This window comes from Hydrogenophaga sp. FW305-3-2-15-A-LB1, assembly GCF_058787875.1.
Genome location: NZ_JBYTAE010000058.1, coordinates 21,909 through 41,193, shown reverse-complemented (window position 1 = coordinate 41,193; position 19,285 = coordinate 21,909). Strand labels below are relative to the sequence as shown.

Annotated in this window: 21 protein-coding genes; 12 read left to right on the top strand and 9 right to left on the bottom strand. The window is 68.5% G+C overall.

All coding sequences use genetic code 11. The features are described 5' to 3' along the window. Nucleotides 1-323: 323 nt before the first annotated feature. Complete coding sequence (locus AC3WPZ_RS18105) at nucleotides 324-1,313, bottom strand: Bug family tripartite tricarboxylate transporter substrate binding protein (RefSeq protein ID WP_444686651.1); 990 nt, start codon at nucleotides 1,311-1,313, stop codon at nucleotides 324-326. A 50-nt stretch (nucleotides 1,314-1,363) separates the two neighbouring features. On the opposite strand from AC3WPZ_RS18105, the gene AC3WPZ_RS18100 reads away from it, so the two are divergent. Next, nucleotides 1,364-2,410, top strand: a complete 1,047-nt coding sequence (locus AC3WPZ_RS18100; protein ID WP_382325062.1) for a LacI family DNA-binding transcriptional regulator — start codon at nucleotides 1,364-1,366, stop codon at nucleotides 2,408-2,410. A gap of 8 nt (nucleotides 2,411-2,418) precedes the next feature. Here the strand turns inward: AC3WPZ_RS18100 and AC3WPZ_RS18095 are convergent, their stop codons facing one another. After that, nucleotides 2,419-3,321: a LysR substrate-binding domain-containing protein gene (locus tag AC3WPZ_RS18095; protein ID WP_382157604.1), complete on the bottom strand. Its 903-nt coding sequence runs from the start codon at nucleotides 3,319-3,321 to the stop codon at nucleotides 2,419-2,421. Between the two features lie 131 nt (nucleotides 3,322-3,452). Between AC3WPZ_RS18095 and AC3WPZ_RS18090 the strand changes: the two genes are divergently transcribed. The 4 genes from AC3WPZ_RS18090 to AC3WPZ_RS18075 all read left to right on the top strand — a co-directional run bounded on the left by AC3WPZ_RS18090 (nucleotide 3,453) and on the right by AC3WPZ_RS18075 (nucleotide 6,883). Then, nucleotides 3,453-4,439, top strand: a complete 987-nt coding sequence (locus AC3WPZ_RS18090; protein WP_444686652.1) for a Bug family tripartite tricarboxylate transporter substrate binding protein — start codon at nucleotides 3,453-3,455, stop codon at nucleotides 4,437-4,439. Further along, the gene (locus AC3WPZ_RS18085; protein ID WP_444686653.1) at nucleotides 4,436-5,725 is read left to right on the top strand and encodes a hypothetical protein; all 1,290 of its coding nucleotides are present in this window, start codon (nucleotides 4,436-4,438) and stop codon (nucleotides 5,723-5,725) included. Before AC3WPZ_RS18090 ends, AC3WPZ_RS18085 begins: the two co-directional genes overlap by 4 nt. 64 nt (nucleotides 5,726-5,789) lie before the next feature. Continuing rightward, complete coding sequence (locus AC3WPZ_RS18080; RefSeq protein ID WP_444686654.1) at nucleotides 5,790-6,326, top strand: dihydrofolate reductase family protein; 537 nt, start codon at nucleotides 5,790-5,792, stop codon at nucleotides 6,324-6,326. Continuing rightward, the gene (locus tag AC3WPZ_RS18075) at nucleotides 6,323-6,883 is read left to right on the top strand and encodes a TetR/AcrR family transcriptional regulator (RefSeq protein WP_382325068.1); all 561 of its coding nucleotides are present in this window, start codon (nucleotides 6,323-6,325) and stop codon (nucleotides 6,881-6,883) included. Before AC3WPZ_RS18080 ends, AC3WPZ_RS18075 begins: the two co-directional genes overlap by 4 nt. An 11-nt stretch (nucleotides 6,884-6,894) precedes the next feature. On the opposite strand, the gene AC3WPZ_RS18070 is transcribed toward AC3WPZ_RS18075, so the two are convergent. Beyond that, on the bottom strand, nucleotides 6,895-7,674 hold the full coding sequence (locus tag AC3WPZ_RS18070) for an IclR family transcriptional regulator domain-containing protein (RefSeq protein WP_291117224.1): 780 nt from the start codon (nucleotides 7,672-7,674) through the stop codon (nucleotides 6,895-6,897). Between the two features lie 136 nt (nucleotides 7,675-7,810). Here AC3WPZ_RS18070 and AC3WPZ_RS18065 point away from each other — a divergent pair, with 136 nt between their 5' ends. Continuing rightward, nucleotides 7,811-8,776, top strand: a complete 966-nt coding sequence (locus AC3WPZ_RS18065) for a Bug family tripartite tricarboxylate transporter substrate binding protein (protein WP_444686655.1) — start codon at nucleotides 7,811-7,813, stop codon at nucleotides 8,774-8,776. 11 nt (nucleotides 8,777-8,787) lie between these two features. Next, nucleotides 8,788-9,981, top strand: coding sequence for an FAD-dependent monooxygenase (locus tag AC3WPZ_RS18060; RefSeq protein ID WP_492440825.1), 1,194 nt, complete (start codon nucleotides 8,788-8,790; stop codon nucleotides 9,979-9,981). A 54-nt stretch (nucleotides 9,982-10,035) separates the two neighbouring features. Here AC3WPZ_RS18060 and guaA read toward each other — a convergent pair whose 3' ends face one another. Together guaA and guaB are read right to left on the bottom strand one after the other, a co-directional pair. Continuing rightward, the gene (guaA, locus tag AC3WPZ_RS18055) at nucleotides 10,036-11,652 is read right to left on the bottom strand and encodes a glutamine-hydrolyzing GMP synthase (protein WP_382157590.1); all 1,617 of its coding nucleotides are present in this window, start codon (nucleotides 11,650-11,652) and stop codon (nucleotides 10,036-10,038) included. Nucleotides 11,653-11,722: 70 nt separating this feature from the next. Continuing rightward, the gene (guaB, locus tag AC3WPZ_RS18050; RefSeq protein WP_291115661.1) at nucleotides 11,723-13,192 is read right to left on the bottom strand and encodes an IMP dehydrogenase; all 1,470 of its coding nucleotides are present in this window, start codon (nucleotides 13,190-13,192) and stop codon (nucleotides 11,723-11,725) included. A 172-nt stretch (nucleotides 13,193-13,364) separates the two neighbouring features. Here guaB and AC3WPZ_RS18045 point away from each other — a divergent pair, with 172 nt between their 5' ends. Then, the gene (locus AC3WPZ_RS18045; protein WP_382325074.1) at nucleotides 13,365-13,937 is read left to right on the top strand and encodes a DUF4124 domain-containing protein; all 573 of its coding nucleotides are present in this window, start codon (nucleotides 13,365-13,367) and stop codon (nucleotides 13,935-13,937) included. On the opposite strand, the gene AC3WPZ_RS18040 is transcribed toward AC3WPZ_RS18045, so the two are convergent. Both AC3WPZ_RS18040 and AC3WPZ_RS18035 read right to left on the bottom strand, forming a co-directional pair. After that, a complete protein-coding gene (locus AC3WPZ_RS18040) occupies nucleotides 13,931-14,260 on the bottom strand; it encodes an RnfH family protein (RefSeq protein ID WP_444686657.1) in 330 nt (109 codons plus the stop codon). The two genes, AC3WPZ_RS18045 and AC3WPZ_RS18040, sit on opposite strands and share 7 nt — an antisense overlap. Nucleotides 14,261-14,270: 10 nt before the next feature. Then, nucleotides 14,271-14,717: a type II toxin-antitoxin system RatA family toxin gene (locus tag AC3WPZ_RS18035; protein WP_382325078.1), complete on the bottom strand. Its 447-nt coding sequence runs from the start codon at nucleotides 14,715-14,717 to the stop codon at nucleotides 14,271-14,273. A gap of 48 nt (nucleotides 14,718-14,765) precedes the next feature. Between AC3WPZ_RS18035 and smpB the strand changes: the two genes are divergently transcribed. The 4 genes from smpB (at nucleotide 14,766) to AC3WPZ_RS18015 (ending at nucleotide 17,133) form a co-directional block, all read left to right on the top strand. After that, nucleotides 14,766-15,260, top strand: coding sequence for an SsrA-binding protein SmpB (smpB, locus tag AC3WPZ_RS18030; RefSeq protein ID WP_382325080.1), 495 nt, complete (start codon nucleotides 14,766-14,768; stop codon nucleotides 15,258-15,260). Nucleotides 15,261-15,350: 90 nt separating this feature from the next. Then, nucleotides 15,351-15,728 carry a COG4315 family predicted lipoprotein gene (locus tag AC3WPZ_RS18025; protein WP_444686658.1) on the top strand — a complete coding sequence of 126 codons (378 nt, stop codon included), beginning with the start codon at nucleotides 15,351-15,353 and terminating at the stop codon, nucleotides 15,726-15,728. Nucleotides 15,729-15,767: 39 nt separating this feature from the next. Then, nucleotides 15,768-16,301, top strand: coding sequence for a sigma-70 family RNA polymerase sigma factor (locus AC3WPZ_RS18020; protein WP_382157580.1), 534 nt, complete (start codon nucleotides 15,768-15,770; stop codon nucleotides 16,299-16,301). A 16-nt stretch (nucleotides 16,302-16,317) separates the two neighbouring features. Then, on the top strand, nucleotides 16,318-17,133 hold the full coding sequence (locus AC3WPZ_RS18015) for an anti-sigma factor family protein (RefSeq protein WP_444686659.1): 816 nt from the start codon (nucleotides 16,318-16,320) through the stop codon (nucleotides 17,131-17,133). Between the two features lie 9 nt (nucleotides 17,134-17,142). Here AC3WPZ_RS18015 and AC3WPZ_RS18010 read toward each other — a convergent pair whose 3' ends face one another. Both AC3WPZ_RS18010 and AC3WPZ_RS18005 read right to left on the bottom strand, forming a co-directional pair. Further along, entirely contained in the window at nucleotides 17,143-18,243 is a 1,101-nt protein-coding gene (locus tag AC3WPZ_RS18010; RefSeq protein WP_382325086.1) for an enoyl-CoA hydratase/isomerase family protein, read from the bottom strand. Between the two features lie 22 nt (nucleotides 18,244-18,265). Beyond that, nucleotides 18,266-19,276, bottom strand: coding sequence for a DMT family transporter (locus AC3WPZ_RS18005; protein ID WP_444686660.1), 1,011 nt, complete (start codon nucleotides 19,274-19,276; stop codon nucleotides 18,266-18,268). Between the last annotated feature and the right edge of the window lie 9 nt (nucleotides 19,277-19,285).

Genomic DNA, 19,285 nt, shown 5'->3' with positions numbered 1-19,285 from the left:
GTGGTGGCGAGGGGGATGCCACCGGCGAGGGCGCGGGGGCCGGGCTGGCGGCAGGGCTGGGTTTGGCGCTGCCCCCGCCATCGCCGCCACCGGGGAGCTTCACTTCGATCCAGTCCCGTCCACACTGGATCTGGATCGTGCCGTACGGTGTGAAGGTGTATTCGATCGACATTCCGCGTCCCTCCTCAGGCACTGGAAGTCACGGGGATCCCGGCCGCCGGGGTCCCCTGACACAGCCTGTCGCAGAATATCACCTTCGTTTGCAAATGCCCATCCAGGGCGGCCGGCGGCCCCCCCAGCCAACGGAAGCGGGTTCTCGACCGTTACAGGGGCTTCACGCGCGCGGCCTGGGCCAGGGCCTGCAGCTTCATGGTGTCGGCCGCGTAGAAGCGCGCGGCCTCCGGCAGCGACATGCGGGGTGGCACACGCCCGCCGACGGCCCGCACGGCCTGGCCCACGTCCGCGCTGCCCAGCGCCTCCACGACGACGCGGTGCAGGCGCGCGCTGAGGTCTTCATCCATCGCGGCGGGCACGAGCACGCCCACCCAGATGCTGGGATGGCCCACGTCGGGCGCCAGCCGGCTTTCGTCGAAGGTCGCGGCGGTGGGGAACCGGTCCAGCCGCTGCGCGGACAACACACCCAGCACCTTCATGCGGCCATCGGCCACCAGGCTGCCCAGCAAGGCGTCCACGGGCAGCACCGTGAAATCGATGGCGCCGCTGCGCAGATCGGCCAGCATGGGCATGCCGCCGCGGTAAGGCACGTGCGTGGCCTGGATGCCAGCGCTGGACAACAGCCGCTCCGTCACGAGGTGGAACAGCGAGCCCTGCCCCGTGCTGCCATAGCTCATGGGCCGCTCGCCACCCTGGCGCGCCAGGGCCACGAGCTCGTCCAGGTTGTTGGCCGGCAGGTCGGTGCGCGCGTACAGCGCCAGCGGCGAATCGTTGACCAGGCCCAGCAGGCGAAAGTCTGAGGGCTTGTAGCGGACGGCGCGCAGCGTGAGCGGCGCCAGCACGGTCTCGGAGGGCGACCCGATGAAGAGCGTGGAGCCGTCGCGCGCGGCCGCCAGCAGGCGGTTGGCGGCGATGGAGCCACTGGCGCCGGTGACGTTCTCTACCACCGCGGCGCGCCCGAGCCCCCGGCCCAGCGCGGGGGCCACGGCGCGGGCGAAGGCATCGGTCACGCCGCCGGCGGGTTGCGCCACCAGCACGGTGAGCGGGTGCGCGCGCGCCTGAGCCACCCCGCGCGGCATCGCGGCGAGCGAAGCCGCCCCCATGCCCGAAAGAGCGAATGCGCGGCGCGAAAGGTTCATGGGGAATGGCGTGCAAAAATGGCTACGAGCATTATGGATGGCAACCCAACATGAAGAAGCCCAAGAACGGCCCGTCAGCGCCTGCGGCTCCCCAGAAACGGCCGACGCAGCGCGACATTGCGCAGGCCACCGGCCTGTCGCAAACCTCCGTGTCCCTGGTGCTCAACGGCGTGGAGCCGTCCACCGTGTCGGCGGAGGCGCGCGAACGCATCCAGGAAGCGGCCAGGCGGCTCGGCTACGTGCCCAACCGCATGGCCCGCAACCTGCAGTCCGCGCGCACGCTCACGCTGGCCTGCATCGTTCCCGACATCACGAACCCGACCTATCCGGCCCTGATCCGCGGCTTCCAGTCCGCCGCCGATGCGGCGGGCTACGACACCATGATCTTCGACACCGACGGCACGCCCGAGCGCGAGCAGCGGGCGCTGCAATGGCTGTCGCAGGGGCATGTGGACGGCGTGATGGCAGTGTTCTTCCACGTGCAGGAAACCGAGCTGCTGAAGGCCACGCGGGGACGCCTGGCCGTGGTGCAGATCGAAAGCCAGGCGCACAAACCATCGCGCACCATCGACAAGCTCTACATCAACAACGCGGCGGCGGCGCAGGCCATGACGCAGACCCTGATCGACAAGGGCCACCGGCGCATCGCCCTGCTGTCCGCCCCGCTGGGCCCGGGCGCGCAGCGGCAGCGCGGCTTTCGGGCCGCCATGCGGCAGGCGGGGCTGACGGCCCGCACCATCGCCGCCGACGACTTCACCCAGGCCGCCGGTGCGCGCGCGATGGTGGCCGAACTGGCGGGCGGCGACTTCCGCTGCAGCGCCGTCTTCGCCGCCAACGACCTGCTGGCCATCGGCGCCATGTCGGCCCTGCGCGCGGCGGGGCGGCGCATTCCCGAGGACGTGGCCGTGGCGGGCTTCGATGACATTCCCGCGGCCCAGTTGCTGCAGCCGCCCTTGACCACGGTGCGCCGATCCGAGCTGTCGATCGGCCGCATGGCCGCCGAGCTGCTCATCGGCCGGCTGAACGGTGCCGAGGCGGCCGAGGGGGGCCGCAATGTCGAATTGCCTTTCGAACTCGTGCTGCGCGACTCGGCCTGAGGCCGGCGTCAACCACGAGGAAATTTCTGCAGATCGGCCACCATCAGGCCCGTGAACTCTTCGGTCATTCGAGAGCGGCTGACGTGCTGCGGGTAAGCCATCAGCACCTGCACAGGGCAACGCGGCGCGAGGGGCGCCACGTGCAAGTCCCGCGCGAACACCGAAGCCACATAGGGGTTCACGATGCCGATGCCCGCCCCCTCGGCGGCCATCAGGCAGATGGTGAACGAGTAGCTGGTGGCCACCCGCGCGGCGACGTCCACCCCGTGCGCCTGCAGCAGGCGCTGGACCTGGACCTGCGATTCGTCGTCGGCGTTCAGGGTGAGCAAGGATTGCCCTTTCAGGTCGCGCACATGCACGCGCGGCCGCTGGGCCAGCGCATGGCCCGGCGGCATCACGCACACCATCGGGGCCTGATGCAGCACGGTGCCGTCCAGCTCGGGGTGGGCCTGGGCGGCCGTGGACAGCACGGCGTCGAAGTTCCCGTGCAGCAGGCCCTCGCGCAGCTGGTGGGCGCTGGTGGTCTGCAGGTCCACATGCGCGTGCGGGTGGCGCCGGCAGAACTCGCCGATGACGCGCGGCAGAACACTGAGGCCCAGCGCGGGCGTGCAGCCGATGCGCAGCGAACCGGAGCCGGACTTGCGCAGCTGGGCCACATGCTGCTCCACCCGGTCCAGGCCCAGGAACTGGCGCTGCACGAAATCGAACAGCTCCCTCGCCTCCTTGGTGGGCACCAACCGGCCCTTGGTGTGGTCGAACAACTTGAGGCCGGTGGCCATGCCGACCTGGGACAACAGGCGGCTGACCGAGGGCTGGGTGGTGTTGAGCACGGCGGCCGCGGCCGTGGTGGTGCCGGTCTGCATGACGGCGCGGAAGGCTTCGATTTCGCGGAAATTGAGGGGTCTTGGCATGGCGGGGCGTCAGATCCACCCTATACCAGCAGTGCATAGGGTGCTCGCAAGAATGAATTATTCGGAATGATGCCCGATCCCTAGACTTTCTCCCAGGCCCCACCCCGAGGGCCCTCACAGGAGCACCATCCATGACCACCCGCATTCCCCGCCGCACCCTCGCCGCCGCCGGCCTGGCGGCCCTGGCCCTCGGCCCGCTGGCCGGCACCGCCGGGGCACAGGACTTCCCGAACCGCCCCATCCGCATCATCGTGCCGTTCACGGCCGGCGGCAGTTCCGACGTGCAGGGGCGGCTGCTAGCCGACCACCTGGGCAAGCTCTACAAGCAGTCCGTGGTCGTGGAAAACCGGCCCGGTGCCGGCGGACACATCGGCGGCAAGGCGGTGGTCGACGCGCCCCCCGATGGCTACACGCTGATGCTCGGCTCCATTGGCCTGCATGCCACCTATGGCGTGTACAGGAAGCTGCCCTACAACCCCGCCACCGACTTCAAGGTGCTGACCATCCTGGCGGAAATGCCGCATGTGGTGGTGGCCAATGAAGCGCTGGCCGTGACGGACCTGAAGTCGCTGATCGCCCTGGGCCGCAAGTCGCCCGACGCGCTCAACTTCGGCTCGGCGGGCGTGGGGTCGTCCGTGCACATGATCGGCGAGCTGTTCAAGGCCTCGGCCGAGATGCCCATGACCCACGTCGCCTACAAGGGGAGTTCCGCCGCGTTGAACGACCTGATGGGCGGGCAGATCCAGCTCATGTTCGAAAACCCGCCCACCGTGCTGGCCCATGTGCGCAACGGCCGGCTGAAGGCGCTGGCTGTCACGGGCAAGACCCGTTCCCCGGCCCTGCCCGACGTGCCCACCGTGGCGGAAGCCGCCATCCCGGGGTTTCTCGCGACCTCCTGGACCACGGTGGCCGTCGGTGCCCAGGTGCCGGATGCGCTGGCGAACAAGCTGAGCAACGACATCCGGGCCATCGTCTCCTCGCCGGCGTTCACGCAGGCGCTGGCCGCGCAAGGCATGACGCCCGTGGCCAACACCCGCGAGGCGGCCACCCGCTTCGTCGCGGCCGAGAAACAGCGCTGGGACGGCATCATCGACAAAGCGAAGCTGGTGGCCGAATGACGAGCCATCCGCAGGCACCCTGCGCGGTGCGCCGGGTCGGATCGACCGACCAGCATTACTTTTTTGGCTACTACAACAAGAGCAACTGGCACCGCGGCGGCCGCTACCTGCTGGCGCAGCAGGTGCCGTTCAAGGACGCACCGCTCACGCCCACGCTGGAGGCCGGGATCGGCTATTTCGATCTGCAGGAGGGGGCGCGATTCCGCGAGCTCGATCGCACCCGCGCCTGGAACTGGCAGATGGGCAGCCAGCTGCAATGGCTGGACGGCCTGGGCGGGCGCCAGCTGATCTACAACGTGAGGACCACTGACGCTGACGCCCGCTACCCCCACTTCGGCGCCATCATCCTCGATGCCGACACCGGCGAGCGGCGCAGCCTGCCGCTGCCGGTCTACGTCGTGGCGCCGGACAGCCGCTACGCCCTGTGCGTGGACTACCGCCGGCTCTACCTCACCCACGAGACCATCGGCTACAGCGAGCCGGGCGCCCCCTTCGAACTGCCACGGGCCCCGGCCGAGGATGGCATCCACCGCATGGATCTGGCGACGGGCGAATCGCGCCTGCTGGTGAGCTACCGGCAGCTGCGCGACTTCCATCCGAAGCCATCGATGGACAAGGCCATCCACTGGGTCAGCCACATCGAGGTCAATCCCTCGTCCACGCGCGTGCTCTTCCTGCACCGCTGGACCGAGCGGATCAAGGACGAGACCTGCTTCCTCCACCGCCTGATCACCATGAACCCCGACGGCAGCGGCATGCGGCTGCTGGAGTGCTCGGACCACCCGCTGCCGCAACTGGACGAAGCCTTCGACCCCAGCGCCGTGGGCACCTTCGACTACGAGAAGTCCGAGTACCAGATCTCGCACCCGCTGTGGCGCAACGACCGCCAGGTCATCGTGTGGGGGCCGCATGCCGGCGAGATCCACTACCACCTGTACGACGACGCCGAGGGCGGTGCGGTGCAGGTGGTCGGGCGCGACGTGCTGACGGAGAACGGCCACATGACCTTCTCGCCGGTGGACGACCGCTGGTTGTTGAGCGACACCTACCCGGACGCGCGCACGCACGAGCGGATCCTGTTCCTCTACGACATGCAGACCGGCGCGCGCCACGACCTGGGCTCGTTCCACGCGGACCCGGCCCTGAGCAAGGAGAACCGCTGCGACCTGCATCCGCGCTGGAGCCGGGACGGCCGCCAGGTCTGCATCGACTCGGTGCACGGGGAAGGTCGGCAGATGTACATCGTGGACGTCGGTCACCTGACGGGGGTGGGCCCAGACCGGTGAGGGTGTGCCTTGTGTCCGATCCGTGTCCGGACAATAATATACGATGTATAAATAAGGACACCGAATGACCACCGCACACGTTTTCATCGCCACCAGCCTGGACGGCTTCATCGCGCGCCAGGACGGCGACATCGACTGGCTGCTGCAACGCGACGATCCCGCCGAGGACCACGGCTACACCGCGTTCATCGCCGACAAGGAGATGATCGTGATGGGCCGGGGCAGCTTCGAAAAGGCACTGAGCTTCGACACCTGGCCCTACGACCGGCCCGTCATGGTGCTCTCCAGGCAGTTGGCTGACGCGCCCGTGCCCGAAGCGCTGAAGGGCAAGGTCCGCTTCTCCAGCCTCGCGCCCCGGGACGCGATGGAGCACCTGGCCGAGCAGAACGTGCGCCGGGTCTATGTGGATGGAGGGCAGGTGGTGCAGTCCTTCCTGCGCGAGGGTTTGATCGCCGACATGGTGGTCACCACGGTCCCTGTGCTGATCGGGTCGGGAAGGCCGCTGTTCGGCGCGTTGGCACAGGACGTGGCCTGGCGCCTGGTGGCCAGCCGCAGCTTTCCTTCCGGCCTGGTGCAATCCACCTACCGGCTCGCCCCATGAACCGACCACGGGGGCGCCCGGCCCAGGGGACGGGGGTGGCCCGCGACGACATCCTGACGGCGGCGCTGGCGCTGCTGGATGAAAGCGGTGGGCAAGGCTTGACGATGCGCGCCCTGGCCACGCGGCTGGGCGTCACGCCGATGAGCCTCTACCACCACGTGGAGAACCACGCCGGGCTGCTGCGGGCGCTGTCGGATCGCGTGTATGCCGAGGTGCTGGAGGGTGCGCCAGGGCTGGCCGCCCCTCGGGCAGACCTGCAGGCGATCCTGACCCGCTACCACGGCGCCGTGGGCCGCCATCCGCAACTGACACTGGCCATCTTCGCCACGCCGGAGGCCTTTGCCGGGGTGACGCGCCAGATCACCGATCGCCTGGGCCTGCTGCTGGCGCAGATCACGGCCGAGCCCGACCTGTGGCGCGACGTGCTGGTGGACCATGCCCATGGCAGCGGCCTGGCCCTGGCCTCGGCCCACGGCGATCCGAAGCGGGCCCAGGCCCTGCAGGCGGACTACCGACTGGCCCTCGACCGCCTGCTGGACCGTTTGACGGCGCCCTGACGGCGCCGGGCTCAATCGAAGGTCACCGTCGCCCTCAGCTCGTCCCTGGCTTCCCGGATCGCGGCCAGGTGCGCGGCCCGAAAGGCTTCCATCGACATCCGCTCCGCGCGCACCGACAGGCTCACCGCGGCGATCGTCTTGTCCGAGATGCTGGAGATCGGCACCGCGATGGAGCGCACGCCCAGCTCCAGCTCTTCGTCGCACTCGGCCCATCCGAAGGTCCGGCAATGCTCCACCTGGCCCGTCGCGGAGGCGATGTCCTGCACCGTCTTCGGTGTCCAGGGGTCCAGGGGGGTGGTCGCGAGGTAGCTCACCACGTCCTCGCGGGGCAGCGTCGACAGCACCGCCCGACCCAGCGCGGAGCAGAAAGCCGGCAGGCGCGACCCGATGCCCAGCCCGGTCGACAGCGTGCGCCGGCCCGTGGACCTGGCAATGATGAGGACCTCGTGGTCCAGCAGCAAGCCCAGCGAGGCGGACTGGCGCGTGCGATCGGCCAGCTTGTCGAGCACCGGCTGCGCCACCTGGGGCGCCGGTCTCGACATGAGGTACGACCTGGCCAGCAGCAAGGTGCGCGGCGCCACCCAGAAGCGTTTGCCATCGCTGTGCAGGTAGTCGAGTTCGTGCAGCGTCAGCAGAAGCCGGCGCGCCGTGGCCGGTGTGTAACCCGTCAGGCGCGCCACTTCGGACAGGTTCAGCTTGGCGTGCTTGCGCTCGAAGCAGAGCAGGACCTTCAGTCCCTTCTCCAGGGACGCGATGAAATCGCGCGGGTGCGATCGTTGGGCGTCGGTCATGGTCGCATTATTGCGCAATGCGCAAAACCGCATTGCTTCGGAACGGCCCTGTCGACAGAATTCGCTGGCTGTTCCGATGCCTCGCCCGACCAGGTGGGCACGGGGCAGGCTCCCCCAACTTTCAGAGCGCCCAACCATGATCAAGAGACGACAACTTCTAGGCATCGCGCCGCTGCTGGCGGTCCCCCTCCTCGCGCGTGCGAACGACTATCCCCGCATGCCCATCAACCTGGTGACGCCGCTGGCCGCGGGCGATGCGGCGGACCGGGCCGCGCGCCTGATGGGGCAGGAGCTTTCGAGGTTGCTGGGCACCGCGGTGACGGTGGCGAACCGCCCCGGTGCCGGCGGTTCCCTGGGCACCCAATCCGTCATCCGCGCGCCCAAGGACGGCTACACCCTGCTCTACGCGCAGAACAGCCCGCTGACCATCCGGCGCGTGATCGAACCGGATGCCGCCAACTACGATCCCTTGAAGGACCTCGTGCCTCTGGCCTTGACCACCCGCAGCCCTTCGGTGCTGGTGACCTACAAGGACGCGCCCTTCAAGACCGTGAAGGAAATGATCGAGCAGGCGCCCAAGAGCGCCCACGGCATCCGCATCGGCAACGCCGGTCCCGGCTCCGTCGGCGAGATCAGCGTGCAGTTGATGAACGCGGCCACCGGCGCCTCGCTGAGTTCCGTGAACTACAAGGGCGCGGCACCCGCCGTCACCGACCTGCTCGGCGGCCACATCGATGCCGTCGTTCTGGCGCTGGGTGCGGTCAGCGCCCACATGCGCACCGGCGCGCTGCGCGCCCTGGCCATCTCTTCGCCCTTCCCCGAGTTCCCCAACGTGCCCACGCTGCGCCAGGCGGGCTACAAGGCCGACCTTCTGGGCGTGTGGTTCGGTTTCTTCATGCCCGCCGGCGTTCCCAAGGACGTGCTCGACAAGATCGTCCCCGCCCTGGAAGAGGTCGCCCGCAACGCCAGCATCTCGGCGCAGCTGCTGCCGGCGGGGATCGTGCAGGAATGGGGCTCCGCCAGGGCCCTTTCCGAAGAAATCACCAACGAGTACCGGGCCGTCAGCGAGTTGCTCGGCCCGGCGTCCAAGAACACCAAATGAAAGCGGTTGTGATGTCAAAGGGTATTCATGTGGCCATCGTGGGCGGTGGCATCGGCGGTCTCGCCGCCGCGGTCGCGTTGCGCCATCGGGGGATCAGCGTCGCGGTGTACGAACAGTCGGGCGTGTTGCGAGAGGTCGGTGCGGGCATCTTCATCTACCCCAACAGCCTGAGGCAACTGGAGCGCATGGGCCTGGGCGATGCCCTCGCCCGCGTGGGCGCCAAGGTCGGCGCCGGGTCCGAGTACTACCGCATGGACGGCACGGTCGTGGGCAAGATCCTGACCACAGACTCCAGTGGCTGGAGCGGCATGTACGGCATGCACAGGGCCGACATCCTGAAGGTGCTGGCCGACGCGCTCCCACCCAGCTCGATCCACACCGGCCATCGGTGCGTCGACTTCAGCCAGGACGAGCACGGCGCCCGCCTGGTCTTCGAGAACGGCCATGTGGCGAACGCCGATGTGGTGATCGCCGCCGACGGCATCAACTCGGTCTTGCAGAAGCACGTCGTCGAGCCGTCCGCCCCAGAGTACGCCGGCTTCCGGGCGTACCGGGGCCTGATCTCCGCGGACAAGCTCCCCGAGTGGCGGCGCGAGGCGCACCAGGTCTGGATGGGCGATGGCAAGCACTTCATGGTGTTTCCCGTCCGCGGTGGCGAACTGGTGAACTACGTCGGCTTCGTGCCGACGACCAGCGAGACCGCCGAGTCCTGGTCCGCCATCGGCGACCGCGACGAACTCGCCGCCTCGTTCACCGGCTGGGATCCCCGCGTGACCGGCCTGCTGGACAAGGTGGAGACCTGCTTCTGGTGGGGCCTCTACGACCGCAAGCCGCTGGGCCAATGGGTGAACGGACGCCTGGCACTGCTGGGCGATGCCGCCCACCCCATGCTGCCCCACCTGGGCCAGGGCGCGAACCAGGCCATCGAAGACGGCACGGCCTTGGCCGTTCTGCTGCAGACCTGCGCCGAAGGCCGCTCCGTGAAGGACGCGCTCAAGCGCTACGAGGCGCTGCGCCGCCCGCGCACGTCCATGGTGCAGGCGGAGGCCCGCAAGAACGGCATGCGCTACGACTCCAAGTACGCGGACCTGGGCCAGCGCGATCGGGAGATCGCGAACTCCGCCACGCTGCGCAAATCGCTCTACGACCACGACATCGAGAAGGAAGCCCTCGAGTCCCTGAGCCACGATGGGGTGTCGGCCTGAGCACCCAGGCGTCGCATCGCCGCCTCCATTCGGGGGCGGCGTTGGCGACGACGCTTACTCCCACTCGATGGTCGCTGGCGGTTTGGAGCTCACGTCGTAGGTCACGCGGTTGATGCCGCGCACCTCGTTGATGATGCGGCCGCTGACCTTCTTGAGCAGCGCGTAGGGCAGCTCGGCCCAGTCGGCGGTCATGAAGTCGCTGGTCTGCACCGCGCGCAGCGCCACCACGTAGTCGTAGGTGCGGCCATCGCCCATCACGCCCACGCTCTTGACCGGCAGGAACACGGTGAAGGCCTGGCTGGTGAGCTCGTACCAGGTCTTGCCGCTGTGCGGGTCGACGGTGGAGCGCAGTTCCTCGATGAAGATGGCGTCGGCCCGGCGCAGCAGGTCGGCGTAATCCTTCTTGACTTCGCCCAGGATGCGCACGCCCAGGCCCGGCCCCGGGAACGGGTGGCGGTAGACCATGTCGTGCGGCAGGCCCAGCGCCACGCCCAATTCGCGCACCTCGTCCTTGAACAGGTCGCGCAGGGGTTCGAGCAGTTTCAGGCCCAGTTGCTCGGGCAGGCCACCCACGTTGTGGTGGCTCTTGATGGTCACGGCCTTCTTGCTCTTGGCCCCACCGGATTCGATCACATCCGGGTAAATAGTGCCTTGTGCCAACCACTTGGCGCCTTTTGTTGAAGCACCACTTGAAATGAGTTTGGCGGCTTCCGCCTTGAACACCTCGACGAATTCGCGGCCGATGATCTTGCGCTTGGCCTCCGGATCGCTCACGCCGGCGAGGTGGCCGAGGAACTGGTCGGCCGCGTCCACCCGGATCACCTTGGCGTGCAGCTTGCCGACGAACATGTCCATCACCATGTCCCCTTCGTTCAGGCGCAGCAGGCCGTGGTCGACGAAGACGCAGGTGAGCTGGTCGCCGATGGCGCGGTGGATCAGCGCAGCCGCCACGGAGGAATCGACGCCGCCGGACAGGCCCAGAATGACCTCTTCGTCGCCCACCTGCTGGCGGATTTTCTCCACCGCCTCGGCGATGTGGTCGCGCATCACCCAGTCGGGGTTGGTGCCGCAGATCTCGAGCACGAAGCGCTCCAGCAGCGCCCGGCCCTGCACGGTGTGCGTGACCTCGGGGTGGAACTGCACCGCGTAGAAGCGGCGCTCCTCGTCGGCCATGCCGGCGATCGGGCAGCTCGCCGTGCTGGCCATGAGCTTGAAGCCCGGGGGCAGCTCGGTGACCTTGTCGCCGTGGCTCATCCACACCTTGAGCATGCCGTGGCCTTCGGGGGTGGTGAAGTCGGCGATGTTCTTGAGCAGCGCCGTGTGGCCCCGGGCGCGCACTTCGGCGTAGCCGAACTCGCGCGTGTGCGAGCCTTCCACCTTGCCACCCAGCTGCTGCGCCATGGTCTGCATGCCGTAGCAGATGCCCAGCACGGGAATGCCCAGCTCGTACACCGCCTCGGGCGCCTTGTCGTCCACCTCGTACACGCTGGCGTGGCTGCCGGAGAGGATCACGCCCTTGAGCTGGCCGTCGGCGGCGAACTCGCGCACCCACTCGCTGCTGACGTCGCAGGGGTGCACTTCGCAGTACACGTGGGCTTCGCGCACGCGGCGGGCAATCAGCTGGGTGACCTGGGAACCGAAATCGAGGATGAGGATTTTCTGGTGCTGCATGGGGTGTAGGTGGGTGCGGCGAGAAAAAGAAAAAGGCCGTCTCGCTGGACGGCCTGCTGGGCGGTGGGTTTCACTCCGCCCGGTAGTTCGGGGCTTCCTTGGTGATCTGCACGTCGTGCACGTGGCTTTCGCGGATGCCGGCCGAGGTGATCTCGACGAATTCGGCCTTGTCGCGCATGTCCTCGATGCTCGGGCAACCGCAGTAGCCCATGGCCGCGCGCAGGCCGCCGGCCATCTGGAAGATGATGGAGACCACCGAGCCCTTGTAGGGCACACGGCCTTCGATGCCCTCGGGCACCAGCTTGTCGGCATTGGGGTTGCCGGTGCTGCTTTCCTGGAAGTAGCGGTCGGCGCTGCCCTGCTGCATGGCGCCGATCGAGCCCATGCCGCGGTAGCTCTTGTAGCTGCGGCCCTGGTACAGCACGATCTCGCCCGGCGCCTCTTCGGTGCCGGCGAACATGCCGCCCATCATCACGGTGTTGGCGCCGGCCGCGATGGCCTTGGCGATGTCACCGCTGTAGCGGATGCCGCCGTCGGCGATCATCGGCACGCCAGTGCCCCGCAACGCGGTGGCCACGTTGTCGATCGCCATGATCTGCGGCACGCCCACGCCGGCCACGATGCGGGTGGTGCAGATCGAGCCCGGGCCGATGCCGACCTTGACCGCGTCGGCACCGGCTTCCACCAGGGCCAGCGCGGCGGCGCCGGTGGCGATGTTGCCGCCGATCACGTCGATCTGCGGGTAGTTCTGCTTGACCCAGCGCACGCGGTCGAGCACGCCCTTGCTGTGGCCGTGGGCGGTGTCGACCACGATGGCGTCCACGCCGGCCTTGACCAGCGCTTCCACACGTTCCTCGGTGCCCTCGCCCACGCCCACCGCCGCGCCCACGCGCAGGCGGCCGGCGGCGTCGCGCGCGGCGTTGGGGAAGTTGAGCTGCTTGGTGATGTCCTTCACCGTGATCAGGCCCTTGAGCTCGAAGGCGTCGTTCACCAGCAGCAGGCGTTCCAGCTTGTGCTTGTTGAGCAGTTTCTTGGCCTCGGCGGGCGTGGTGCCGTCGGGCATGGTGACCAGGCGCTCGCGCGGCGTCATGATCTCGCTCACCGGCAGGTCGTAGCGGGTCTCGAAGCGCAGGTCGCGGCCGGTGACGATGCCCACCACCTTGCCGGCATCGACCACCGGGAAGCCGGAGACGCCCAGGTCGTCCGAGAGCTTCATGACCTGGCGGATCGTGGTCTGGGGAGAAATCACCACCGGGTCGCGCAGCACGCCCGATTCGTAGCGCTTGACCTTGGCCACGTGGGCCGCCTGTTCCTGCGCCGTGAGGTTCTTGTGCACGATGCCGATGCCGCCTTCCTGGGCGATCGCGATCGCCAGACGGGCTTCGGTGACGGTGTCCATGGCCGCGGAGACCAGGGGCAGGTTCAGCTGGATGTTGCGGGAAAACTGGGTGGCAAGCGAGGCGTCCTTGGGCAGGACCTGGGAGTACGCTGGCACCAGCAACACGTCGTCGAAGGTGAGCGCTTTGCCGAGGAGGCGCATGGGTAAAGCTCCAAAAGCGTCGATTGTAGCCGGCCGACCTTCGGGCAAACCCGCACACCCCGTCCCACCCCGGGTACCGCTCAGGCTCGAAAAGCTACCGCTCCTGCGGCTTGTGGCCGATAAAACCGCAGATGCCACCATGCGCGCAGGGGCCCGCCGCTAAACTCCGCCAATGCCTCAAAAACGCCCTTCGAAGCCGTCCTGGCGAGCCCCTCTGGCGGCGGGATTCCTGCTGCTGGCCTGCTCGATCGCCTCCGCGCAATGGGTCTGGAAGGAAGGTGATCGCAAGGTGTTCAGCGACACCGCGCCCCCCGCCAGCGTGCCCGACAAGAACATCCTCAAGCGCCCCGGCGGCGGCAGCGCCCCGATGCCCGCGCCGGCCGCGGTCGCGCCCGCCAGCACCGAGACCGGCGCAGCGTCCCCCGCGGGTGCGGCGCCTCAGGCGGCAGCCCCTCAACTGCCCACGGTCGACAAGGAACTCGAGGCCAAGAAGAAACAGACCGAACAGACCGAGGCCGCGCGCCAGAAGGCCGAGGAGCAGCGCGTCGCGCAGGCGCGCACCGAGAGTTGCAACCGCGCCAAACAGGCCAAGGCCACCCTGGATTCCGGCGTGCGCCTGGCCACCACCAACGCCAAGGGCGAGCGCGAGATCATGGACGACAAGGCCCGCACCGCCGAGGCCAAGCGGCTGGATGACGTGATGCGCGGCAACTGCGGGCCGATGCCCAAGTCCGGCCCTCAGTAACCGGCCTTCGACCCCGGGCGCCGGCGGGCGAACAGCCCCGTGGAGCGCGCGCCCTGCCCCATGAAGCGTTCGCGGCGCGCCACCTTCGGGTCCACCCGCAACCCACGCACCACCTCCACCCGATCACCCTCGCGCAACACTCGGTCCCAACCGGCCTTGCGCCCCCAGATGCCGAGCGCCAGCGGTTCGGCCTCGATGTCGGGAAAGCGCCGCAGCCAACCCGCCTGATCGAGCGCCTGGCGCAGCGTGCACCCCTCGGGCACATCGAGCACCTCTTCCACCACCTCGCGGGGTGCCGGAGCGTGCATCAGTGTGATCTTCATGGGGTGGTGATCAGTCCGCGCCGTACACCTGGTCGGCCCGCTTCACGAAAGCGTCCACCAGGCTGCCGGCGATCTTGTCGAACACCGGGCCGACCAGGGCCGCCAGGGCCGAACTGGCGAAGCCGTAGCTCAGCTTGAAATCGACCTTGCAGGCACGCTGGTCACCCTCACCCAGAGGGGTGAACTCCCACACGCCATCAAGCTGGGAGAATGGCCCGTCGACCAGCTCCATGTGCACCCTGCGGTCGGCCTCGTGCGTGTTGCGGGTGGTGAAGCTCTGGCGCAGGCCGCTGATGGCGATGCCCACGCGGGCCACCATGCCCGCCTCGTTTTTTTCCAGCACCTGGCCCTGATCGCACCAGGGCAGGAACTCGGGGTAACGCTCGATATCGGTGACCAGCGCGAACATTTCGTGTGCGCTGTGCCAGAGCAAAACGGACTTGTGAATGGTTTTCATACAATCCAACTCATTGTATTGGCCTGAAACGGCCGCACCTTCCGCTTCATGTCCACCAAAAGCAGCAAAGAATCTTCCACCAAAGGCGTTGACAGCCGCATCGCCGAGAACCGCAAGGCGCTCTTCAACTACGCGATCGAAGAACGCTTCGAAGCGGGCATGGTGCTGGAAGGCTGGGAGGTCAAGGCCCTGCGCGAGGGCAAGGTGCAGCTCACCGACGGTTATGTGGTGATCCGCGAGGGCGAGATGTTCCTCATCGGCTGCCAGATCAACCCGCTGCACACCGCCTCCTCCCACGTGAGCCCGGACGCGGTGCGGACCAAGAAGCTGCTGCTGCACAAGGAGCAGATCCGCCGCCTGGTCGGCAAGGTCGAACAGAAGGGCTATGCCCTGGTGCCGTTGAACCTGCACTGGAAGACCGGCAAGGTGAAATGCGAGATCGCGCTGGGCAGGGGCAAGGCCGAACACGACAAACGCGACACCATCAAGGACCGCGAAGGCAAGCGCGAGGTCGAGCGTGCGATGAAGTCGCGCAGCCGCTGAGGTTTTTTCGTGGCGCGGGAATAAACCCGCCACAGCCGGCGTTCATCCCTGTGCAGAGCCTGTCTGCCCATACCTTCAACGGAGAACGCCATGAAATTCCTGATTCCCCTGACCCTGGCAGCGGCCCTGCTGGGTGGCTGCGCCTCGATGTCGTCCGCCCCGGCCCCTGCCATGGCCAGCGATGGCGTGCTGGTCGGCCCCAACCGCATGACCCTCTACACCTTCGACCGCGACGTGGCGGGCAGTGGCAAGTCGGTCTGCAACGGGCCCTGCGCCACCAACTGGCCGCCGCTGATGGCCGGTGGAAACGACAAGGGCAACGGCGACTACACCGTCATCACGCGCGACGACGGCCAGAAGCAGTGGGCCCTGAAGGGCAAGCCGCTGTACTACTGGGCCAAGGACACCAAGCCCGGCGACAAGACCGGTGACGGCTTCAACAACGTCTGGCGCGTGGCCAAGCCCTGAGCCGCCCCCAGCCCACCACGGCCACTGCCACGCCGAGACATGAGACGCGCCGAGCTGATCGACCAGATTCCCGGTCTGCGCCGCTATGCGCGCGCGCTCACCGGCGACCCCTGGGCGGCCGATGACCTGGTGCAGGACACGCTGGAGCGGGCCTGCGCCAAGTGGCGGCTCTGGACGGTCGGTACGGATCTGCGGGCCTGGCTCTTCACGCTCATGCACAACCTGCACGTCAGCGGCCTGCGCCGGGTGCAACGCCGCGAAGGCAGCGGCCTGCCGGTGGACCCGGACGACGTGGCGGCCGAGCTGGTGGCGCCCGACGCCGCGCAGGACCTGGCCATGGACCTGCAGCGCTGCCTGCTGCGCCTGCCCGAAGAACAGCGCGTGGTGTTGCTGCTGGTGAGCCTGGAGGACATGAGCTACGAGCAGGTGGCCCGCATCACCGGGAGCCCGATCGGCACCGTCATGTCGCGGCTCTCGCGCGCCCGCACCCGCCTGCAGGCGCTGATGAACGCGGCGGCCCAGAGCGTGCCGCCCGATGCCTACGCTCCTCCCCATCTGAGGCGGCTGAAATAGCACCGCCCGCAAAGCCATGGACACCCCCCTCACCCAGCCGCTGACCGACGCCGAGATCAATCGCCTGCTCGATGGCGAGGTGCAGGGTGCCGAGCGGGACGCGCTGTTGCAACGGCTGCAGGGCGATCCGCACGGCCGCGAGCGCCTGGCCCACTGGCAGACCCAGCGCGACGCCATCCGACAGTTGCATACCGACCTGCTGCAGGCACCCGTGCCGCCCGGCATGCGGGAAGCCGCGCACCGCGCCAGCGATGCACAGGCCCGCGTGTCCGGCTGGTGGCGCTGGGGCGGCATGGCGGCCGGCATCGTGCTGGCCTTCGGCGTCGGTCGTTTGTCGAACCACGAATGGCCGAGCGGGCCCGCGCCAGGTTCTGCCCCCTTGGCCACCCTGCCCGCCTTCGCGCGCGACGCATCGGTCGCCCACGCGGTGTACTCCCCCGAGAAGCGGCACCCTGTGGAGGTGGGCGCGGTGGATCAGGAGCACCTGGTGCAATGGCTGTCGCGCCGCACCGGCAAGGCGCTCAAGGTGCCGCGCCTCGATGCCTTGGGCTACGAACTCGTGGGTGGCCGCCTGCTGCCGGGCGACGTGGGTGCGCGCGCGCAGTTCATGTTCCAGAACGCCCAGGGCGTGCGCATCACCTTGTATCTTGGCGCCCTCGCCCCCACCACGGAACCTGCCGAGGCCAGCGGCGAAACCGCCTTCCGCTTCGCGCAGGAGGGCCCGGTGCCCGGCTTCTACTGGGTGGACCAGGGGTTCGGCTACGCCCTGAGTGGGCCGCTGAGCCGCGACGCACTCATGGCCTTGGCCGAGGCGGTGTACCGCCAGCTCTAAGCTGCGGCCTCAGCCCAACCGCCGCAGCGGGTGCTCGTCCACCGGCCAGGGGCTCTCGAAGAAAGCCGCGACCTCCGCTGGCGTCACGTCTTCGATGCGGGCCGGGTTCCACCGAGGCGCATGGTCCTTGTCCACCGCCAGGGCGCGGATGCCTTCCACCGTTTCGCTGGCGGCGCCGGGGCGCAGGTGGAAACAGCGATGCACCATGTCGCGCTCCATGCGCAGGTCGTCGGCCAGGCCCATGCCGCGCGCGCGTCGGATCTGGTCGAGCACCACGTGCAGCATCAAGGGCGAGCGCTGGCGCAGGGTGGTGGCGGTCTGGCGGGCCCAGTCGCTGTCGGTCGCTTCGAGCGCGGCGATGATCTTCGGGACATCGGGCAGGCCGAAGATCCGGTCCACCTCTTTCGCCGGCCACGGGGCGGGCGCTGCGGTGGTGCTGAGGTGGCTCGTGCACCAGCGTTCCACCGACGCGCCGTTTTCGAACGGCGTGCGCTCGAGCGAGGCCCACAGGCCGGGCAAGCGGCCGGCGTCGATGAAGCCATCGGCCAGGCCCGCCGTGATGGCCTCGCGGCCGGTCAGCACCAGGCCCGTGAGCGCCAGGTACTCGCCCAGGCGGCCCGCGCAGCGGCTCAGGAAGTAGCCCCCGCCCACATCGGGAAACAGGCCGATGTTGGTTTCGGGCATGGCCAGCTTGCTGCGCTCGGTGACGATGCGCAGGCTCGCGCCCTGGCTGATGCCCATGCCACCGCCCATCACGATGCCGTCCATCAGCGCGATGTAGGGCTTGGGGTAGGTGTGGATGAGGTGGTTGAGCGCGTACTCCTCGGTGAAGAAGTCTTCCAGCGCTGCATCACCGGCCAGGGCCGCCTGGTGGAAGAAGCGGATGTCGCCGCCCGCGCAGAACGCGCCGAACGGGCCTTCCTTGTTGACCCCGCGCACCACCACCGCGAGCACCGCGTCATCGTCGCGCCAGGCCTGCAAGGTCTGCGTGAGGCTGCGAAGCATGTCGAGCGAGAGCGCGTTGAGGGCCTTGGGGCGGTTCAGGGTGATGCAGCCCACGCGCCCCCGGATTTCGGCAACGACATGGGTTTCGGGTGTCAGAGAAGTCATCTTTGTTCTTCCGGTCAGTCGATCATTGTGGCTGTTTGTCCACCGTCTGGATACGCGGGGTGCCAGCGCGCGAACGCCAGCCAAGCAGTTCATTGAGCACCAGCGCGCCAATGACCAGCGAGCCGCCGGTCAGCACCTCGGGGCCGGGCACTTCGCCCGCGCCGGCCCACGCCAGCAGGATGCCGAAGATCACCTCCAGCAGCGCGAGCAACGACACCTCGGGCGCCTTGAGCGAACGGGCGCACACGACGGCCAGCGCGCAGGGAATGGCCAGCTGCACCAGGCCAAGCAGGGCCAGCCAGGCCACGTCGGTGCCCGTGGCCTCGAATGGCAGCGCCAGGGGCAGCGTCGCCAGCGAGGACAGGAGGCCACCCAGCAGCACCGAGGGCACGAGGTCGATCTTTTCGCCATGGGTCTGGCCGCGTTGCACCACGGTCCAGTTGATGGCAGCGGCCACCGGCACGCACAGTGCCGCCAGGGAGCCGGCCACCAGGCCACCGGTCTGCGTGGCGGGGTCGCTGAAGGCTTGCAGGAACTGGCTGCCGTACATGTACACGATGCCCGCGCCGGCCGCCACGATGGCCAGCCAGGTGCGCAGCGCGAGCCGCTGGCCGAGCACCGCGCGCGCCACCAGCGCGGTGAACAGCGGGCCCACCGACATGATGATGAGCACGTTGGCCACGGTGGTGAAGGTCAGCGCCAGCATGAAGGCGGTGAACATCACGCTCCAGCAGACGCCCGAGATCCAGAACGCCTTGGAGCGCGCCAGCACGCCCCAATGGCGTTCGAGCACTCCCTGCTGCCCGGGGTCGTCGGCGATCTGCCCCGCCGCGCGGTCGGCGGCGCGCCACCAGGGCAGGATCACCAGCAGCGACAGCGTGGTGAAGGCGCTGCGCCAGAACGTGACCTCGAAGCGCGCCGCCGATTCGAGCTGGCGCGAGACCACCCCCGCGATCGACCACATCAGGGTCACCACGATCATCATGAACACCGCCTGGGTGTGCGTCAGGCGACTGAGGGCACGAAAGGGCATGGTCTGTTC

Bases quoted from the DNA above. Each gene is read 5' to 3' on its own strand.
- AC3WPZ_RS18105 (WP_444686651.1), bottom strand. From the start codon at position 1,313: ATGAACCTTTCGCGCCGCGCATTCGCTCTTTCGGGCATGGGGGCGGCT.
- AC3WPZ_RS18100 (WP_382325062.1), top strand. From the start codon at position 1,364: ATGAAGAAGCCCAAGAACGGCCCGTCAGCGCCTGCGGCTCCCCAGAAA.
- AC3WPZ_RS18095 (WP_382157604.1), bottom strand. From the start codon at position 3,321: ATGCCAAGACCCCTCAATTTCCGCGAAATCGAAGCCTTCCGCGCCGTC.
- AC3WPZ_RS18090 (WP_444686652.1), top strand. From the start codon at position 3,453: ATGACCACCCGCATTCCCCGCCGCACCCTCGCCGCCGCCGGCCTGGCG.
- AC3WPZ_RS18085 (WP_444686653.1), top strand. From the start codon at position 4,436: ATGACGAGCCATCCGCAGGCACCCTGCGCGGTGCGCCGGGTCGGATCG.
- AC3WPZ_RS18080 (WP_444686654.1), top strand. From the start codon at position 5,790: ATGACCACCGCACACGTTTTCATCGCCACCAGCCTGGACGGCTTCATC.
- AC3WPZ_RS18075 (WP_382325068.1), top strand. From the start codon at position 6,323: ATGAACCGACCACGGGGGCGCCCGGCCCAGGGGACGGGGGTGGCCCGC.
- AC3WPZ_RS18070 (WP_291117224.1), bottom strand. From the start codon at position 7,674: ATGACCGACGCCCAACGATCGCACCCGCGCGATTTCATCGCGTCCCTG.
- AC3WPZ_RS18065 (WP_444686655.1), top strand. From the start codon at position 7,811: ATGATCAAGAGACGACAACTTCTAGGCATCGCGCCGCTGCTGGCGGTC.
- AC3WPZ_RS18060 (WP_492440825.1), top strand. From the start codon at position 8,788: ATGTCAAAGGGTATTCATGTGGCCATCGTGGGCGGTGGCATCGGCGGT.
- guaA (WP_382157590.1), bottom strand. From the start codon at position 11,652: ATGCAGCACCAGAAAATCCTCATCCTCGATTTCGGTTCCCAGGTCACC.
- guaB (WP_291115661.1), bottom strand. From the start codon at position 13,192: ATGCGCCTCCTCGGCAAAGCGCTCACCTTCGACGACGTGTTGCTGGTG.
- AC3WPZ_RS18045 (WP_382325074.1), top strand. From the start codon at position 13,365: ATGCCTCAAAAACGCCCTTCGAAGCCGTCCTGGCGAGCCCCTCTGGCG.
- AC3WPZ_RS18040 (WP_444686657.1), bottom strand. From the start codon at position 14,260: ATGAAGATCACACTGATGCACGCTCCGGCACCCCGCGAGGTGGTGGAA.
- AC3WPZ_RS18035 (WP_382325078.1), bottom strand. From the start codon at position 14,717: ATGAAAACCATTCACAAGTCCGTTTTGCTCTGGCACAGCGCACACGAA.
- smpB (WP_382325080.1), top strand. From the start codon at position 14,766: ATGTCCACCAAAAGCAGCAAAGAATCTTCCACCAAAGGCGTTGACAGC.
- AC3WPZ_RS18025 (WP_444686658.1), top strand. From the start codon at position 15,351: ATGAAATTCCTGATTCCCCTGACCCTGGCAGCGGCCCTGCTGGGTGGC.
- AC3WPZ_RS18020 (WP_382157580.1), top strand. From the start codon at position 15,768: ATGAGACGCGCCGAGCTGATCGACCAGATTCCCGGTCTGCGCCGCTAT.
- AC3WPZ_RS18015 (WP_444686659.1), top strand. From the start codon at position 16,318: ATGGACACCCCCCTCACCCAGCCGCTGACCGACGCCGAGATCAATCGC.
- AC3WPZ_RS18010 (WP_382325086.1), bottom strand. From the start codon at position 18,243: ATGACTTCTCTGACACCCGAAACCCATGTCGTTGCCGAAATCCGGGGG.
- AC3WPZ_RS18005 (WP_444686660.1), bottom strand. From the start codon at position 19,276: ATGCCCTTTCGTGCCCTCAGTCGCCTGACGCACACCCAGGCGGTGTTC.